This window comes from Pantoea sp. X-Soil-YNGN-785 (assembly GCF_059730585.1).
This window is the reverse complement of sequence record NZ_AP035943.1, coordinates 12,833-29,679: the sequence shown is the minus strand read 5'-3', so window position 1 is coordinate 29,679 and position 16,847 is coordinate 12,833. Positions and strand designations below refer to the sequence as shown.

The 16,847-nt window shown below is 57.1% G+C and carries 17 protein-coding genes and 1 pseudogene; 8 read left to right on the top strand and 10 right to left on the bottom strand.

What is annotated here, in order from left to right:
• Positions 1-75 precede the first annotated feature (75 nt).
• The 3 genes and pseudogenes from AC6I8E_RS18675 to AC6I8E_RS18665 all read left to right on the top strand — a co-directional run bounded on the left by AC6I8E_RS18675 (position 76) and on the right by AC6I8E_RS18665 (position 1,350).
• Positions 76-204: a hypothetical protein gene (locus AC6I8E_RS18675; RefSeq protein ID WP_261985051.1), complete on the top strand. Its 129-nt coding sequence runs from the start codon at positions 76-78 to the stop codon at positions 202-204.
• Between the two features lie 420 nt (positions 205-624).
• Positions 625-923, top strand: a pseudogene (locus tag AC6I8E_RS18670) (hypothetical protein).
• Between the two features lie 49 nt (positions 924-972).
• Positions 973-1,350 carry a RidA family protein gene (locus AC6I8E_RS18665; RefSeq protein WP_095707939.1) on the top strand — a complete coding sequence of 126 codons (378 nt, stop codon included), beginning with the start codon at positions 973-975 and terminating at the stop codon, positions 1,348-1,350.
• Between the two features lie 25 nt (positions 1,351-1,375).
• Here AC6I8E_RS18665 and AC6I8E_RS18660 read toward each other — a convergent pair whose 3' ends face one another.
• From AC6I8E_RS18660 to AC6I8E_RS18650, 3 genes are read right to left on the bottom strand one after another with little or no spacing between them, the layout of a single operon-like run.
• The gene (locus tag AC6I8E_RS18660; RefSeq protein WP_107320239.1) at positions 1,376-1,903 is read right to left on the bottom strand and encodes a DUF4865 family protein; all 528 of its coding nucleotides are present in this window, start codon (positions 1,901-1,903) and stop codon (positions 1,376-1,378) included.
• The gene (locus AC6I8E_RS18655; protein WP_497824834.1) at positions 1,900-2,289 is read right to left on the bottom strand and encodes a tautomerase family protein; all 390 of its coding nucleotides are present in this window, start codon (positions 2,287-2,289) and stop codon (positions 1,900-1,902) included. Before AC6I8E_RS18655 ends, AC6I8E_RS18660 begins: the two co-directional genes overlap by 4 nt.
• Positions 2,289-2,594: a carboxymuconolactone decarboxylase family protein gene (locus AC6I8E_RS18650; protein WP_497824833.1), complete on the bottom strand. Its 306-nt coding sequence runs from the start codon at positions 2,592-2,594 to the stop codon at positions 2,289-2,291. The genes AC6I8E_RS18655 and AC6I8E_RS18650 overlap by 1 nt, the downstream gene beginning before the upstream one ends.
• A 96-nt stretch (positions 2,595-2,690) precedes the next feature.
• Between AC6I8E_RS18650 and AC6I8E_RS18645 the strand changes: the two genes are divergently transcribed.
• A complete protein-coding gene (locus tag AC6I8E_RS18645; protein ID WP_201251519.1) occupies positions 2,691-3,572 on the top strand; it encodes a LysR substrate-binding domain-containing protein in 882 nt (293 codons plus the stop codon).
• A gap of 1 nt (position 3,573) precedes the next feature.
• On the opposite strand, the gene AC6I8E_RS18640 is transcribed toward AC6I8E_RS18645, so the two are convergent.
• A complete protein-coding gene (locus AC6I8E_RS18640; protein WP_377798371.1) occupies positions 3,574-4,119 on the bottom strand; it encodes a TetR/AcrR family transcriptional regulator in 546 nt (181 codons plus the stop codon).
• A gap of 395 nt (positions 4,120-4,514) precedes the next feature.
• A complete protein-coding gene (locus AC6I8E_RS18635) occupies positions 4,515-5,063 on the bottom strand; it encodes a GNAT family N-acetyltransferase (RefSeq protein ID WP_377798369.1) in 549 nt (182 codons plus the stop codon).
• A 273-nt stretch (positions 5,064-5,336) separates the two neighbouring features.
• On the opposite strand from AC6I8E_RS18635, the gene AC6I8E_RS18630 reads away from it, so the two are divergent.
• Positions 5,337-5,954 carry a pyridoxamine 5'-phosphate oxidase family protein gene (locus tag AC6I8E_RS18630; RefSeq protein ID WP_312216020.1) on the top strand — a complete coding sequence of 206 codons (618 nt, stop codon included), beginning with the start codon at positions 5,337-5,339 and terminating at the stop codon, positions 5,952-5,954.
• A gap of 158 nt (positions 5,955-6,112) precedes the next feature.
• Here the strand turns inward: AC6I8E_RS18630 and AC6I8E_RS18625 are convergent, their stop codons facing one another.
• On the bottom strand, positions 6,113-6,478 hold the full coding sequence (locus AC6I8E_RS18625) for a type II toxin-antitoxin system PemK/MazF family toxin (RefSeq protein WP_033735363.1): 366 nt from the start codon (positions 6,476-6,478) through the stop codon (positions 6,113-6,115).
• Positions 6,478-6,750: an AbrB/MazE/SpoVT family DNA-binding domain-containing protein gene (locus AC6I8E_RS18620; RefSeq protein ID WP_033784864.1), complete on the bottom strand. Its 273-nt coding sequence runs from the start codon at positions 6,748-6,750 to the stop codon at positions 6,478-6,480. The genes AC6I8E_RS18625 and AC6I8E_RS18620 overlap by 1 nt, the downstream gene beginning before the upstream one ends.
• Positions 6,751-6,902: 152 nt before the next feature.
• On the opposite strand from AC6I8E_RS18620, the gene AC6I8E_RS18615 reads away from it, so the two are divergent.
• Positions 6,903-8,096: an MFS transporter gene (locus tag AC6I8E_RS18615; RefSeq protein WP_201251443.1), complete on the top strand. Its 1,194-nt coding sequence runs from the start codon at positions 6,903-6,905 to the stop codon at positions 8,094-8,096.
• A gap of 109 nt (positions 8,097-8,205) precedes the next feature.
• A complete protein-coding gene (locus AC6I8E_RS18610; RefSeq protein ID WP_497824911.1) occupies positions 8,206-12,717 on the top strand; it encodes an ATP-dependent helicase in 4,512 nt (1,503 codons plus the stop codon).
• On the opposite strand, the gene AC6I8E_RS18605 is transcribed toward AC6I8E_RS18610, so the two are convergent.
• Positions 12,701-13,630, bottom strand: a complete 930-nt coding sequence (locus tag AC6I8E_RS18605; protein WP_147789005.1) for a LysR family transcriptional regulator — start codon at positions 13,628-13,630, stop codon at positions 12,701-12,703. The two genes, AC6I8E_RS18610 and AC6I8E_RS18605, sit on opposite strands and share 17 nt — an antisense overlap.
• Positions 13,631-13,725: 95 nt before the next feature.
• Between AC6I8E_RS18605 and AC6I8E_RS18600 the strand changes: the two genes are divergently transcribed.
• Entirely contained in the window at positions 13,726-14,580 is an 855-nt protein-coding gene (locus AC6I8E_RS18600) for an aldo/keto reductase family oxidoreductase (RefSeq protein WP_147789004.1), read from the top strand.
• A gap of 39 nt (positions 14,581-14,619) precedes the next feature.
• Here AC6I8E_RS18600 and AC6I8E_RS18595 read toward each other — a convergent pair whose 3' ends face one another.
• Positions 14,620-16,119 (bottom strand): alpha/beta hydrolase, encoded by a 1,500-nt coding sequence (locus tag AC6I8E_RS18595; RefSeq protein ID WP_147789003.1) that lies wholly within the window; start codon positions 16,117-16,119, stop codon positions 14,620-14,622.
• Between the two features lie 18 nt (positions 16,120-16,137).
• Positions 16,138-16,698 carry a lipid IV(A) palmitoyltransferase PagP gene (gene pagP, locus AC6I8E_RS18590; protein WP_013196491.1) on the bottom strand — a complete coding sequence of 187 codons (561 nt, stop codon included), beginning with the start codon at positions 16,696-16,698 and terminating at the stop codon, positions 16,138-16,140.
• Positions 16,699-16,847: the final 149 nt, after the last annotated feature.

The following is a 16,847-nucleotide window of genomic DNA, read 5'->3' as shown; positions in this document are numbered from 1 at the left end:
GAAAAGAGAGACGCAGACTTCGCGAACGGAACCGCGCTGAAAATATTCAGCAGAAAATATGCGGAGTTCCGTCAGGTGCTGAGCGACGCAGGTGAACTCGGTGACCACGAGTACGATCTGGACACGTTTGCGCATGGCATTGACGTTCTGCAGGGCTATTTCGATGGCACTCCCGGCGGCCTGACCGAGCGCCTGCCGGTATAGTATTGCATCGTCTGATTCCGCTGTCCGACCCGCAGTACGTGGCCCAGCAAGAGCTGATGGTCTCCACACCGAAATTTTTGCTTAGACGCTGTCATGCTGAGACCGACCGTACCGAGAAAAGTCAGGCTCTGGGCCGTGACAGACATCGCAGTGTGCATCTGGCTGAACGAGGCTGGACGGGATTACATTTTCATTACTTTTCAGCGGTAGCTACGCCATGCATATGCTCTATGCGGACATTCCAATGAGAATGCTGCAGAGCATGATGTGACACAAAAGCGTTAATTCGACAAAGGTCTATAAGAAAGTATTTGCGTTGGCGGCAGGGTGCAGGGTGCAGGGTCAGATACTATCGCCATACTGAAAAGGGTATGAGGCTGTTAATCATACGAAAACCAGTGTTATAAATGGTTAAAATATATTCTTCCGCTGCTGCTTATCCTCGCCCTGGCTGGCTTTTAATCCCGCACGACAGCGAGGAAGACAAAGCGTATTACGTCGCGGTGTTCTGCGCGATTGATCACCACAGTCAGCAGCCGTTCGACCAGCAGATGCGAAATGTTATTGAAGGCGGCAATTCTGACTATGCGCTGCAAAAAATAGCCTATAAACCGCGGCTGGGACGCAGCGTGATTGGCCGCTGGGAACAACTGAAAGCCGATGAGCAGCAGCGCGCCGCGCAGGATAATGTTGTCTGCCAGCAACTCCTGAAGCGCTAAGGGGTGGCGCGGAGTAATATCTGATGATTCACATGATGAAGGAGAAAATATGACCCTGTCAGAACGTAAAAATTATCCGCAATTGGGCGAAGTCAACGCGCCTTATGTCCATGCCGTTAAACATGGCACGACGCTGTATGTCTCAGGACTTACCGCCTTTGGCACGGCCGCTCAGCAGGGTAATATGGCTGAACAGGCTGAAGCCATCTTTGAACAACTCAGAGCCGTTGCTGCTGCTGAAAAGACGTCGCTTGCCGCGCTGCTGAAAGTCACGATATTCATCACCTCTTTCACAGAAATCGCCGAGCTGCGGGACGTGCTCTATCGTAATTATGGCGAACATCTGCCTGCCAGCTCGCTGGTCCAGGTCAGCGGCCTGTTCTCCACTGACCTGCGCATTGAGATTGAGGCTATATTTGCCCTCTGAATGGCAATCCGCATCAAGACCGCTGCTACAGCCGCAGATCTGAAGCGGCAGCGCCTCGCGCCAGATAACCGATGCGATAGACCTCCGGGCCGGACGCCGGTCGATGCTGTGATGCGTTAACCGTTAATCCCTGCCAGCGGGTCACATCCCAGGCGCTGAAGCCTGTTGGTATAGGCAGTGTGGCAAGGTTCGCATGCGGAGGAATCGTCCAGCGGTTCAGCGTCATAAAACGGGCTTCAGCCAGATCGGTGATGAGAGTCTGTTCCTCAAACGCCAGCCAGCTTTCGATGATCGGCCAGCCAAAATCCCTCACCAGCGCCGCAAAACCCGGGCTTTGCAGGAATCGCTGCATGCCACTCGCCTCCCGCCAGAAATAGAGCGGTGCATAGCGATGTTCATTGATTCCCCCATCCTCGCGGCAGGCGTAAAGATATGCTTTTGCCACCAGCCCCGGAAAGCCATCCAGCCGGGCACCGTTCAGTCGGATACGCTGTTCAATGATGCCCATGTCGTAGTCCCCAGGCAGCGTAAAGCGATAATGCATGATAATCATAACGCCGCCTGTGCCAGCATCTGGCCGCCGCTAAAGCTCCACTCGTCTCGGCTGTTAAACTGAATGATGATCATCACATCATCAGGATCGATTGCCATCTCTGTCTGAAGCGCCGCGCAAAGTGCGTGATAGAAGCGTTGCTTCTGTTGCCGGGAACGCGGGCGGCCTGCCGTTATCTGAAACAGCACGAAATTTTCGCTGCGTCCGCCGCTGAGATAATGGCGATCAAACACACGCTGAGGGACAGGCAGCATCTCAAAGATCTGAAAACAGTCCTGCTCGGGCACATCAAATTCTGCGACCAGCGCCTGCTGAAGCAGCGTGGAGAGCAGATGCAGATCCGCATCGCTGTAACCTTGCCGCAAGGTGATCCGGGTGAAGGGCATCAGTGATTATCCTCCAGATAGCTCAGCGCAGCCACGGCAGCGGGCCAGCCTGCATAAAACGCCAGATGCGTGAAGCTCTCCACCAGTTCATCCTGCGTCAGTCCATTTTGCCGGGCGTAATTAATGTGCCATGGCAGCTGCTGGACACGCCCCAGCGCAGTTAAGGTTGCCAGCGTCAGCAGGCTGCGCTCACGCGGTGACAGCAGATCGCGCTGCCAGATATCATCAAACAGCACCTGCTGCGTCAGTTCCGCCAGTTTTGGCGCGCGCTGCGCCAGTGTTTCCCGGTCCAGTGATTTTTTCATTGCACACTCCTCGTTGGTCAGAGAGAGTGTCACTCAGCACGTTAATCCTGAAAATCAAATTAATCAGCATCCACTATCCGAATTTTAAGGACAATAATGAACAAAGTACCGGAATCGCTCGACATGGATGCGCTGCGCAGTTTCGTGGCGGGCATTGATGCGGGCAGCTTTGCTCTTGCGGCACAGCACCTCTGCCGATCAACCTCAGCCGTCAGTGCGCAGCTTAAAAAACTGGAGCAGCAATGCGGTACCGCGCTGGTGATGAAAAAAGGGCGGCATCTGCAATTGACCCGCAGTGGCGAGCAGTTGATGAGTTACGCCAGACGTCTGCTGTCACTGAACGATGAGACTTTGCGGGCAGTAAAAGGCGAAGCGTTGCAGGGCGAAATTCGTATTGGCATGCAGGAGGATTTTGGCGAGGCGCTGATGCCTGCCATTCTCGGCGCGTTTAACCGGCAACATCCGGACGTGATGCTGACCGCTCGCGTTGACCGAAATCTGGCGCTATTAACGGCACTGGCGCGTCATGAGCTGGATTTAGCGCTGCTGTGGCAGGCAGAACAGCAGGCTGGCACGCTGCTAATTGGACAATGCCCGTTAGTCTGGATACAGCATCCGTCGTTTGATCTGGCGGGATTTCTGCAGCGTGGCGAGCCGCTGCCGCTGGTGGCGTTTGATGCGCCTTGTGTGATGAGATCCCTCGCCACCGGCGCGCTGGATAAGGCGGGCATTCCGTGGCGCGTGGTGTTTACCAGCCACAGTCTGAGTGGCATCTGGGCCGCGCTACAGGCCGGGCTGGGGATCACCCTGCGCACCCGCGCGGGATTGCCGGAGGGGCTGGTGGCAGAATCACAGCGACTGCCGCAGCCGGGCCATCTGGGTATTGTGCTGGCCCGATCAGACCAGAGTGATGATCCCGCGCGTACGCTGTTGCAGCACCTGATCACCGAAGCTGCCCTGCCCTATGTTCAGTGCTGAATTAAAATGCCTGCTTAATCAGTAACGAACAGTATTCCGCTGAAACGTCGCGATCGCCAAACAATATGTGGAACATCACGGGCGCGACAGCGACATCCACGAGACGATCAACGTCAAAACCCGCTTCCCCGCGCGCGATGGCCCGGTTGTTCAGGGTTTCAAGATGCTGATAAGTGAATACACAGCATTTATGGCTGGCCTCTTCAGCATGACTGCCAATCACATCGGCAAGCAACTCACGGCCCACTTTTGAAGACATCTCTTCAGCATACTGCTGAATGAACGCGGTAAGATCGCCGATCATCGAGCCGGTATCTTCCGGATCGGCAATTGGACGCATCTTCGCTACTGCCACATCCGCCAGCAACTGGGCCAGATCGCCCCAGCGTCGATAAATCGTGGACGGCGTTACGCCTGCCTGTTCGGCAATCATCGGTACGGTAATGGCGGAACGATCCAGCGTTTCCAGCAGCCGGTTAACGGTGTCATGCACTTCCGCCTGAATACGGGCGCTGCGCCCGCCCTGACGAATCATCTCCCTTGCCATCTCGTTCTCCTGCTTTTATCCGCGTCAACGTTTTGGTTAACGCAATGATGTTGCGTTAACAGATAGCGGCAGTGTACCGCATCTCAGGCTGAGCAGGCGCTAAAGTGTGCGATCGGGCGTGTGACTATCAGGGCTGAAGTTTACTCAGGCCCGCTTTGACCGGTTCTCCGCTGAAATGAGACGAACGGTTATCTGATGCGCCTATCCACAACAAACTGACTGCCATTACCGCTGAAATAAAAATTGTACGAATATCCATAAATCCTCCCCTGAGTAAGGCGGGTAAGGTAATCCACTCAGCAGGGAATTAATCGCGGGATAAGAGAGGGTTTCTCAGAGGTTTAAGACTGTAAGAGGACGCAGACAACGCTGCGCCCGACTCGCAAAGTGGAAAATCAGACGTTAATCGCGTTGCCAGCGTCAAGCCATTCCCGGCGGCTCAGGGCATACATCAGGCTGGGAGGCAGCCCTTCGAGATCGTTGACCTTTTTCAAAAACGTTAAGCCTGCTTTTTCCAGCACCCGGCGCGACGCCAGATGGTTTTCACGCACCACGCCTGTGATGACGCTGAGTCCGGCCTCCTCAAATCCGTAGCGAATAGCCCTGCGTGAAAGCTCAGTGGCATATCCTTTTCCCCACGCATCTGGCTCAAACCGGTAGCCGAGATTATTGGTCTGACGGCCGTCAAACTGGCTTCTGAAGACGCCACCAAAGCCGATAATTTTTTCCGGATGAGCTTTCTCGAATATTGTCCAGTCGCCGAACCCCTGATCCCGGTAACTATCCTGTATACGCTCCATTGCCTGAACAGCATATTCCCTGTCAGGCCACGGGCCGCGCGGGTTAAATTTATGCGTTTCCGGGTCGCCATAAATTCTGAAAAGGTCGTCAAGATCCTCACGAAGGGTAAATCTGTAGAGCAACCGCTCTGATTCCCAAACCATCCTTTTGCTCCTTATGGGTACTGAACAGGTTAATCATTTATATCAGCAGGTTGTTCTGATACCAACACCTGGGTTTTACAGACCGGGCCTGGTAATCCCTTCCTGTTTAACCGGGATTCACAGATCATAGTGAATAGTGATCACAAAGGACGGTGCAGTGTCTCTGACTCTGCAGCTATTGGTGTTAGAGTCCTGCTTAAACCTGCGCGTCGGTTCTGTGGCGTCTTGCCGTCAGCGCCCTGAGGATCTGATCAATGAAAGGAAAGTGCAAACATGGCTGAACAGAGCAGCATAGTGACGGAACTGACCGAACTTGAACGTCTTTATGGCACTGTCGCCCGGCCTTCTGTGGCTAAGGTGACCGATCATATTCATCCCGCCTATCGTCCGTTTATAGCCGCCTCGCCTTTTGTAGCGCTGGCAACATCGGGACCGGAGGGACTGGATGTTTCACCGCGCGGCGATCCGGCGGGATTTATCGAAATTGAAGATGATAAAACCCTGCTGCTGCCCGACAGACGCGGCAATAATCGCATCGACAGCCTGCGCAACATTCTGCAGGACAATCGGGTCGCGCTGCTTTTTCTCATTCCTGGCATTGGCGAGACGCTACGCGTTAACGGTACGGCGGCGATCAGCAGCGACCCGGCGCTGCTTGAACGCTTTGCTGTCAATAATCAGCTGCCGAAAACCGTGCTCTGTATCCACGTGGAGAGCGTTTTCTTTCAGTGCAGCCGGGCGATTATCCGCTCCGGGCTATGGAACGCTGAAACGCAGATTGCGCGGCAGTCGCTGCCCAGCACCGGCTCGATTCTGAAACAGATTGCGGAAATCGATGGCGATGCCTACGACAAAGCGCTGCCGGAGCGATTAAAGAACTCGCTTTACTAAGCTCCTGCGAGTTGCACTTCAGGCAGCGTGCTGAAGAGGGAAGTGCTTATACTTTCGGGCCGCAGATGATCATGCACCTGCGGTCGGAGCCTTGCGAGAGTGTTACGCCTTCCCGGAATTAATAAATTTGTAATTTATAACTGGCAGCCAGCTTTTATTTATCGCGGGTCGATAAGGTCTACAACCAGAGACAATATTTCATCCATAACATGTGGCTCTACCCTGGCAGCATAGCTTGCCTTGCGCGCTGTCAGGTCAAGCGAACGCACCTGATAGCACAGCGCCACCCCAGTCACCTTGCCGGTATCTGTGCTGTTACCGTCCAGAAACACAGTCACTCCCTGTGAGCGCGACGCGACGCCGCCGCTTGTCACCGGTACACAAACTGCCGTCCCCAGAGCCGCAACTAACTCGCGCTGAGAGATAACAAGATAATAATGCGGCCCTTTAAACTCACGCCCTTCAACCGGATCACCATTAACGTGCCAGATTTCGCCCTTCTGCGGCACCCTCCTTGAAACCATCAGATATGCTCCCTGCCCTGCGGCGCGTCATTCAGTCCGTCGACGGCCTCGTCGTTATAACTCTGGATTTCCAGCTGATCAATACCGGCCAGCAACTGAGCAACTGTCCGGCGACCGCGTGGTACACGCGTAACCGGCACAATGTTCACGGTTTCGCCCTCAGCGGTCACGTCCAGCTCAATGCCCACGGTCCAGCCTGCTCTGGCAGCAATCTCACTGGGAATAGTCAGCACGACAGCGCCGCCCTGCTGACGAAGTTTTGTTGATGCCATGAGTCCTCCGGTGTGTAACTTAGTAACACATAGTTTAGCATAAGGTGACACTAAGTCACACCGCAATAAACGTTAAAGCAAAGATATTGCATTAAGCTCAGAATCACCGTATACCTTATTAAAAGCTAATCCTTTGCATTAAGGTGACTCCCATGAACCCTACCCTGACACCGCAGGCGGCTACCCGCACCACGCTTTTTAGCTTTACCGGTGCGGCGCTGATCTCAGCCACCAGCAGCGCGCCAACGCCGCTCTACCCGCTCTATCACAGCCTGTTTCATCTGACGCCGACCATGCTGACGCTGATCTTTGGTGCCTATGCTTTCGCGTTGCTGGCCGCGCTGCTGACGGTGGGTAAAGTGTCGGACTATACCGGCCGCCGTCCGCTGATGCTGCTGGCACTGGCGATTAACGTGGTCGCGCTGGTAATCTTTATGGTGGCCAGTTCGGCTTCGACCTTGATTGCCGCCCGACTGGTACAGGGCTTTGCTACGGGTATTGCACTGCCGACCTTCGGTGCCAGCCTGATTGACGCCAGTAAAACGCGTGGACCCCTGCTAAATTCGTTCACCGCGTTTCTCGGGATGACGCTTGGCACGCTGACAGGTGGCTTTCTGGTCAGCTTTGCGCCGTTTCCTACGGTCACGATTTACGCACTGCTGATGGTGCTGATGATAGTCGCGATGGCGCTTCTGCCCCTGATACCTGAAACGATTGCACCTCAGCCGGGTGTACTGGCCGCGCTGCGGCCTCAGGTGAGCATTCCGCGCCGCGCACTCGGCCCGTTACTGAAGGTGACGCCGGTAAACATCGCAACATGGATGCTGGGCGGATTTTATCTGTCACTGATGCCCACGATGGTGGCAAATGCAACCGGCCTGACGTCGCCGTTTATCGCCGGCTCGATTGTGGCAACGCTGATGCTAAGTGCAACGGCAGCCGTATTACTCTTTCGTCCGTTGCCCCCCGCGCGGGCGTTGGTTATTGGTACGCTGATGCTGATGGCGGGTGTCAGCGTCACACTGACAGGCCTTTCTATGCACAGCGTGGCCCTGCTCTATCTCGGCACCGCCATTGCGGGTCAGGGATTTGGATCGATTTTCTCCAGCGTGCTGAAGATCATCATGCCGTTAGCGGAGAGTCATGAGCGCGCCGGGTTGTTCTCCGCCTTTTTGATCAAAAGCTATCTCGCCTTTGCCCTGCCCGCGATTGCGGCCGGTATTGCCGCACCCCATATCGGGCTGACCCAGACCGCCTGGTTCTATGGCATGACCCTTATTGTGCTGGCGCTGGTGTCACTCCTGGCGGTCAGAGGTCGCGCGTTAGCCGGCACGGCCTGCTCATAAACGTCACTGGCGCGGCCAGATATCGGCCGCGTCATCCATAAACGGCAATTTTCACTTACACTCAACGGATTAATTTCAGGCGCAATCTCTGCGTGATGCCGTGAGTATGATGTTGAAATCCCAATCTGATACGGTCTTAGCCCGGTTTTCACCCGCCACCCGACGCTGGTTTTCTGCCGCCTTTGCTGCACCGACGCCGGTGCAAAAGGCGGCCTGGCAGGTGATTGCCAGTGGAGAGCATGCGCTGGTGATTGCGCCTACCGGTTCCGGCAAAACGCTGGCGGCCTTTCTCACCGCCATCGACACGTTGTTTCAGGTCAGAACTGACCAGCCTTCTCCCACAAGCGAAACGACCACCCACATTCTCTATATTTCACCCGTTAAAGCGCTGGCAGCTGACGTGCAGCGCAACCTGAATCTGCCGCTGGCAGGCGTTTACGCTGAGCGGCAGGCGCTGAATGAGCCAGAAATCACTCTGAATATCGGGATGCGATCCGGTGATACCCCCAGCGCGGAGCGCGCCAGGCTGTTGCGCCGTCCGCCCGATATCCTGATTACCACGCCTGAATCGCTGTTTCTGATGCTGACCTCCAAAGCACGCACCACGCTACAGGGCGTCACCACGGTTATTGTTGATGAGGTGCATGCGGTGGCGGGTTCAAAGCGCGGTTCACAGCTGGCGCTGAGCCTGGAGCGGCTGGATGCGCTGCTGCCACAGCCCGCCCAGCGCATCGGGCTTTCCGCCACGGTGCGACCGGTTGAACGGGTAGCGGCCTTTCTCGGCGGCTGTCAGCCGGTTCAGGTGGTAAATCCGGCCGCCGATCGCACACTGCACCTGACGATCGAAGTGCCGGTTGAGGATATGACCGATATTGCCAGCGCCGATGACCTGACAGGTGAAGCGAGCACTGCAAGCGGATCGATCTGGCCACATATCGAGGCGCGCATTCTGCAGCAGGTAATGGCCCATCGCGCCACGCTGGTGTTTGTGAATTCGCGTGGTCTGGCAGAAAAGCTGACGGCGCGGCTCAATGCGCGTTATCTGGCGCAGCAGATCCCTGCTGAAAATCAGGATGAAGAGCGCGCCGACGATCTGATTGCCCGCTCCCACCACGGTTCCGTTTCGAAAGAACAGCGCGGTGAGATCGAAGCTGCCCTGAAGCAGGGCAGTCTGCGCTGCGTGGTGGCGACCTCCAGTCTGGAACTGGGCATTGATATGGGGCCGGTGGATCTGGTGATCCAGGTGGGCACTCCGCTGTCAGTCGCCAGCGCCCTGCAGCGTGTGGGTCGCGCCGGACATCAGGTCGGCGGCATCTCCACTGGCATCCTGTATCCCCGCACCCGGCGCGATCTGCTGGATTCGGCCGTGATATTACAATCGATGCGGGCGGGTCACCTCGATGCGCTGGCTCCGCCCCGTAACCCGCTCGATATTCTGGCGCAGCAGACGCTGGCCGCCGTGGCAATGGATCCTCTGCAGGCTGACGACTGGTATGCACAGGTCTGCCGGGCCGATCCATTCCGCACTCTCTCGCGTCGGCTGTTTGATGCCACACTTGATATGCTGGCGGGTAAGTTTCCGTCAGATGATTTTGCTCAGCTGCGGCCACAGCTGGTATGGGATCGCCAGAGCGGACTGCTGACGGCGCGACCCGGCGCTCAGAATCTGGCCGTGACCAGCGGCGGCACCATTCCCGATCGCGGCATGTTCAGCGTCATCCTGCCCGAAGGCGAAGAGCAGGCGGGCTCTCGTCGGGTCGGCGAACTGGATGAAGAGATGGTCTATGAATCGCGGGTCAACGACATCATTACTCTGGGTGCAACGTCGTGGCGCATTCAGCAGATCACGCACGATCAGGTGCTGGTGGTGCCCGCGCCTGGCCGTCCGGCTCGTCTGCCCTTCTGGCGCGGTGAGGGCGTTGGCCGTTCTGCCGATTCAGGTGCCAGCCTCGGGCTGTTTCTGCGTAACCTGAACAGTGCTTCACCGGATGATGCGCAACAACAGCTGCACGCGTTGGGGCTGGATACCCATGCCGTGACAAATCTGCTGGCTTTACTGGCTGAACAGCGTGTCGCGACTGGCGTACTACCGGACGATCGCACATTGCTGATTGAACGCTGCCGGGACGAAACTGGCGACTGGCGGGTAATCCTGCACTCGCCATGGGGAAAACGGGTTAATGCGCCCTGGGCACTGGCGATTTCTGCCCGGATCCAGCACCGCATGGGGATTGATGCTTCCGTCGCAGCCAGCGATGACGGCATCGTAGCCCGCTTTCCCGCCAGCGAAGGGCATCTGCCCGGCGCTGACCTGTTTATGTTCGACGCCGACCAGCTCACTCAGGACGTTACGGAGAGTGTCGGACAATCGGCACTGTTCGCCGCCCGCTTCCGGGAGTGCGCCTCACGCGCGCTGCTGCTGCCGAGGCGCAATCCAGGTAAGCGCTCACCACTCTGGCAGCAGCGGCTGCGCGCCGGTCAGTTGCTGGACGTCGCCCGGCAGTATGATGATTTCCCCATCCTGATCGAAACCGCACGCGAATGCCTGCAGGATGTCTACGATCTTCCTGCTCTGCACCAGCTGATGGAACAGCTGGCACAGGGAAACGTAAAGCTGGTCGAGGTGACGACCGAACAGCCCTCGCCTTTCGCCGCCCCGCTGTTGTTTGGCTATATCGCAGAATTTATCTACGCCAGCGATGCCCCACAGGCTGAACGAAACGCCTCACTGCTGGCGCTCGACAGCAATCTGCTGGGTGAACTGATCGGCCAGACCAGCAAGCGTGATTTGCTGGCACCTGACGTGGTTGAGCAGGTCGGCCAGGAACTGCAGCGCATTGATTCCCGCTATCAGGCACAACACACCGAAGGCATCATCGATCTGCTGCGTGACCTCGGCCCGCTCTCCGTTGCCGGTATTTCGGCGCGGTTCAGTGGCAATGACCCGCAAATCGCAGAAGCCGTCGCGTTATTTTCTCATGCCCGGCGAATAATTCCGGTGAAGCTCGCGGGCGAAGATCGCTGGGCAGTTGTTGAAGATGCGTCTCGCCTCCGCGATGCGCTGGGCACTGAGCTGCCTGACGATCTGCCCGACACATTTCTGGAGCCGCAGACCGATCCACTACGCGATCTGGTGAACCGCTACGTCCGCACCCATACGCTATTCACCGCCCGACAGCTGGCGACCCATTTCGGTCTGGGCGTGGCCGTCGTGAATGCGGTGCTGCTATCCCTGTATCAACAGGGCAGCCTGCTGAACACAGGTGCGGCAGCGGGCACATCGGAAACGGAGTGGGTTTCCTCAGAGATCTTCAAACGCTTGCGCTTACGTTCACTGCAATCAGCGCGCGAAGCAACCCGGCCGGTTTCACCCGCCGCCTGGGTCAGCCTGCTGCTGGCGCGGCACGGCCTGCTTAACCACGCGCATCAGGGTGTCAGCGGGCTGGTGCGGGTGATAGAGCAACTGGCGGGCGTGCCGTTACCCGCCTCGCTGTGGGAGTCACAAATCCTGCGCGCCAGGATTGCCGACTATCAGCCTGCAATGCTCGATGAATTGTTAGCCAGTGGCGAGGTGATCTGGTGCGGACATAAAGCGCTGGGACAGAATGATGGTCTGATCTCGCTTCACCTGGCAGAATTCGCCGCTGAGACGCTGCCGGAGGCTGACGCCACCCCTCTTACGCCGATCCAGCAGGCGACACTTGATGCACTGAGCCGCGGCGGCGCGTGGTTTGTTCATGAGATTATGGCGCAAATGGAGCAGCCGGAGGCACAACCCACCGACATCCATGACGCCCTGTGGCAACTGGTGTGGCGGGGCTTTGTCACTGCGGATAGCTGGATTGCGGTACGTGGGCTGCTGAGCACGCCAGGCGTGACCCGTTCACGTCCGGCACGCACTCTGCGCACCCGCTTTGGACAGCGCTTTACGCCTGGCGCATTGCCCGCACGCCGTCCAGCGGTCAACACGCTGGCCGGGCGCTGGTCACAGATTAACCGGCAGGAAATTGCGCCTGCACGACTGGCTCTTTCGCTGGCAGAAAATCTGCTCGACCGATATGGAGTGATCACGCGAGGCAGTGCAGTTTCAGAGCAGATCCCCGGTGGATTTCCGGCGTTACAGCCCGTATTGCGCAGCATGGAAGATGCCGGGCGGCTGCTGCGCGGACAGTTTGTCGCCGGGTCCGGCGGTGCGCAGTTTGCTGACCATCAGACCATTGAGCAGCTGCGGGCGCTGGCCGAAGCGCCAACCGATGCCACTGAAGCGGTGACGCTGGCTGCACTCGATCCCGCGAATCCGTTTGGCGCGATGCTGAGCTGGCCGGTTCATGCCAGCGGCATACGCCCGACGCGTCGTCAGGGCGCGCGGGTCGTGATTGCTGGCGGCATGCTGATGCTCTTTCTGACGCCGGGAGGCAAAGAGTTGCTGACGTTCAGCGATGACCCTGAACAGCTTGAGACCGCAGTCGCGGCGCTGGGCGTGGCGCTGAAACGTGAAAAGCCCGCGAGTTTTACGCTGGAGACGGTAGATGGTGAAGCGGTGTCGCAGTCACCGCTGCTTAACGCATTGCGACACGCCGGTTTTTCACGGGTGCCGCAGGGATTCAGCTGGTATAGCTGACAGGTTTTTCGCGCGCATTTATTTCGCGCACAAAATCGATAAACGCCTGAAGCGGAGCCGGAATCAGACGGCGATCGTTGTAGTAAAGCCACGGGCCGGAAAAGGTCAGCCACCAGGGTTGCAGCAGCGGTTCCAGTTTGCCACTGTCCAGGGCCGGTCTGAGCCACTCATCAAACAGATAGATCACCCCGCTTCCGGCAATCGCGGCATCTACAGCCAGATCCATTGCCCCGCCGACGGTCACTACCAGCGGCCCGCCGGTTTCAACGCTGATCTCTTCTCCGTCGCAGCTGAATGTCCAGTCAGCCATGATGCCGCTGGCATAACGGCCACGCAGACAGCGATGATGGATCAGATCGCGCGGGTGATCGGGTCGGCCATGTTCCGCAAGATAAGCCGGAGACGCGGCCAGCGCGAACCGCTGCTGCCGGGGGCCAATGGGCATCGCCACCATATCCTGCTCCAGCCGCTCATCATACCGAATTCCGGCGTCGCAGCCGTCACGAAAGACATCCTGCACGCTGCTCTCAGCCACGATTTCCAGCCGGATATCAGGATAGCGCCGCAGAAATTCCGGCACCAGCCCGGGCAATACCAGCCGGGTGGCACTGACCGGAACATTCAGCCGCAGCGTGCCGCCTGGCGTGTTGCGATAGCGATTAACCGCATCCAGCGCGCCATTAACTTCATTCATGGCGGGCAACAGACGTTCCATCAGCGCCCTGCCCGCTTCAGTCAGTACTACCGTGCGTGTCGTCCGGTGAAACAGTCGGATACCCAGTTGCTGTTCTGCCCGCCGCACCGCATCGCTCAGGCGTGACGCGTTGCTGCCTGTAATACGCGCGGCTTCCCGGAATCCTCCCGCTTTCGCCACTGCCACGATAGCATCCAGCAGCGCCATATCGATCGCCATTGTGCATCACCCCGTACAGTTTGTCCTGATTTCACCGGATAGTTGCACAGCTGAATCACCGTTACAATTAATCTACATTTACGCAGGAGGTTTTCATGTCAGATATCACCATGACTTATCCGTTAGGCGATCGTGAAGTTAACCGCCTCGGCTACGGCGCAATGCAGCTGGCCGGGCCAGGCGTATTCGGGCCGGTAAAAGATAAAGCCCGGGCAATTCAGGTTTTGCGCGACGCCATCGCGGCAGGCGTCAATCATATCGACACCAGCGACTTTTATGGCCCGCACGAAACCAATCAGTTAATCAAAAAGGCGCTCCATCCCTATCCACAGGATCTGACAATTGTGACCAAGGTGGGTGCCCGCCGCGATGCAAAAGGCGGCTGGCTGGCGGCGATGGAACCTGAAGCGCTGACTCAGGCGGTGGAAGATAACCTGCGCAATCTGGGGCTGGACGTGATTGAAGTGGTGAACCTGCGCAGTATGCTGCATCCGGCGAAGCCGAAAGAGGGCTCTCTGGCACCCCAGATGGAGGCGCTGCTGTCATTACAGGCGCGCGGCCTGATTCGGCATATTGGCCTGAGCAACGTCACCGCCACGCAGATTGCCGAAGCCCAGGCGATGACGCCCATTGTCTGCGTACAGAATATGTATAACCTGGCGCATCGACAGGATGACGGGCTGGTGGATCAGCTGGCGCAGCAGGGCATCGCTTACGTGCCGTTTTTCCCGCTCGGCGGCTTCTCCCCATTACAGTCGGATCAGCTCAATGATGTTGCTGCGTCCCTGAATGCGACGCCGATGCAGGTGGCGCTGGCCTGGCTGCTGAGGCGCTCGCCCAATATTCTGTTGATTCCCGGCACGTCCTCACCGGAACACCTCAAAGAGAATCTGGCCAGTGGCGGCCTGCAACTGTCGAATGAGGTAATGGAAAAGCTGAACGCGATATAAACCCAGGCCCGTATCATGCGGGCCTGTGGTTTAATTGATTCAGAAACTGCTGAGGCAGGTGGCCAGTTGCGGCTTGTCACTGCAACCGATGTGGTGATCGATTCGGTGAATCATGTAAGGGTAAAACGGGTTAGAGGTTGCGCGCATAATCGAGTCCAGTCCCACAATCAGCACTGAACTCTCGCCGCGCAGTGACAACGTACCAAAACTGATACCAAATTCATTCTTCTTCGCAGGTGCACTGCCGTAGAGACCATCCTCAGCCGGGAACGGGATCGCCACATGCGACAGCGAGTAAAGCCCGGCCGGATAGTTGATGGCCAGTGGCTGGATTCGCTCCTTAATCTCACCGGCAGGCACGCTTTTGGTCACCATTTCCAGCGACGTGGCGGCAGCATTGGTGATCACCGTGGAAGAATAATGCCGACGGGCAGCGGGTAAGAGCTGATTCACTGCCGTGTATGAGGAGTGACGGAATAACGGGCTGACGCTGACGGCCTGATTGATATCGAACAGCACCAGCTCACTGCCGTTTTCTGGCAGATAATTGTATAACGAGCGAATCACCGACGGCGTGCTGACAGTAGAGTCCATGACCGACTGAAAGGTCAGTACTGGCGGGAAGCCGGACAACTGCTGATTACGCGCGTAGTGCTGGATCTCTTTCTGTAGCGCCTGCGTCAGCAGATAGGTCTGCCGGGCAGCGTGCACCGGAAAAGAGTTGTATTTAAACGGATTAAACTCCGGCACGATGTTCAGCCAGGCTGTTTTCGAGAAGGCCGGGAAAACAGAGGGCAGTCCCGCAAGCCCGGCAAACCGCGCAAAACGAGTGACACCGATCATCGGTGATAACAGAATCAGCTGCTGCGGACGACGCAACGTGGCGTCGCCCAGGCTGTCGAGCGCATATTTTACCGCCAGCGCCCCGCCGTTAGAGAATCCTACCAGATGCAGCGGCGTCTGGGTGCCCGCCAGACGGGTTGCTTCGCGCACCGCCAGGCGTGTAGCCGCCATCCAGTCCTGCCAGTCCACATCGGTCAGGCCCGCAGGTACCGTGCCGTGACCCGGTAACCTGATTGCTACGGCCACATAACCCTGCTGGCGATAGGTTTCTGCGATATGACGCAGGCTGTAAGGACTGTCGGTCAGACCATGCAGTAAAACGACTGCACCACGCGGCGTGCCCGCCGGACGCAGAATATAGGAACGGTTCCAGTCCTGTGCAAAATGACCCGGATAGATCAGACTGCCGGAAAAATATCGGTTGAGCGGGGTTTTCTCATCCGCATCCAGTTTGTCAGTGACCTGCTGCTTCATCTCATAAAAAAGATGATTTTCAGCATTAAGATAATCGGTGTAACCCGCTTTATCGAGCTGTTCAACTGTCAGCTCATGCGGAATCCAGGTGTGCCAGCGATGTAATTCCGGGCCACGTTCCGCCTCATAGATGCGAATGATCAGTAGCAGCAATAATACTAAACCCACAACAAGCGTTGAATGCCAGAGTCTGCGCGTAACAGTTTTCAACTTCCGGGTCATAAATCCTTTCCTGAAAAATTAAAAGGCATAGCGAAACCACGCGAACAGCACGTTGCCATTATTGTAAGTGCCGGGGATGTAAGTGAACTGGACATTCACCGCTTTATAACCGGCAGAGAACAGCGGCAATATAATCGGCAGCGGAATATAGTTGCCAAAGTCTTCACGCGCGGTGATACCCGCTGTTAATCCGGCACCAAGCCGGAAATCCTGACCAGAGCCCGGATACCATCCCTTCTCCCAGCCATAACCGACAATGGGCTGCCACTCATTGTGCGAATCTTTAAACGCCATCGCATAAAGCGCACTCCAGTTGCCGCTGTCGCTGTAGCGGGAAACACCCAGACCGCCGCCCCAGGGATTCTCGTTATAGTTATCGGTTTTTTCTTTGTCATACATAAAGCGGGCGTGCCAGCTAATAAACGGCAGATAGAGATCGGTGTGCTGAGGCGCGTTCCAGGTTTGTGCAACATCGTCAGTGAAATCATTCCACCAGGATGAAACCGGCGCATTTTCAGCATGCAGTGGCGTGGCAATCAGCAGTGCAGCAGCCACTGCCACAGAGTTTGATATATTCATGGTGCATCCCGGTCAGCATGCGGAGCAGATGAAAAGTGAGTATAGCGCAGAGCCAGCTCCAATCTTTGTCAGCGGTCATGCTTCGCTTAAACGGCGGTTTCAACCGTCAGCGGCATATGAGGGTTACGCCGGATTCTGGCGATTTCAGC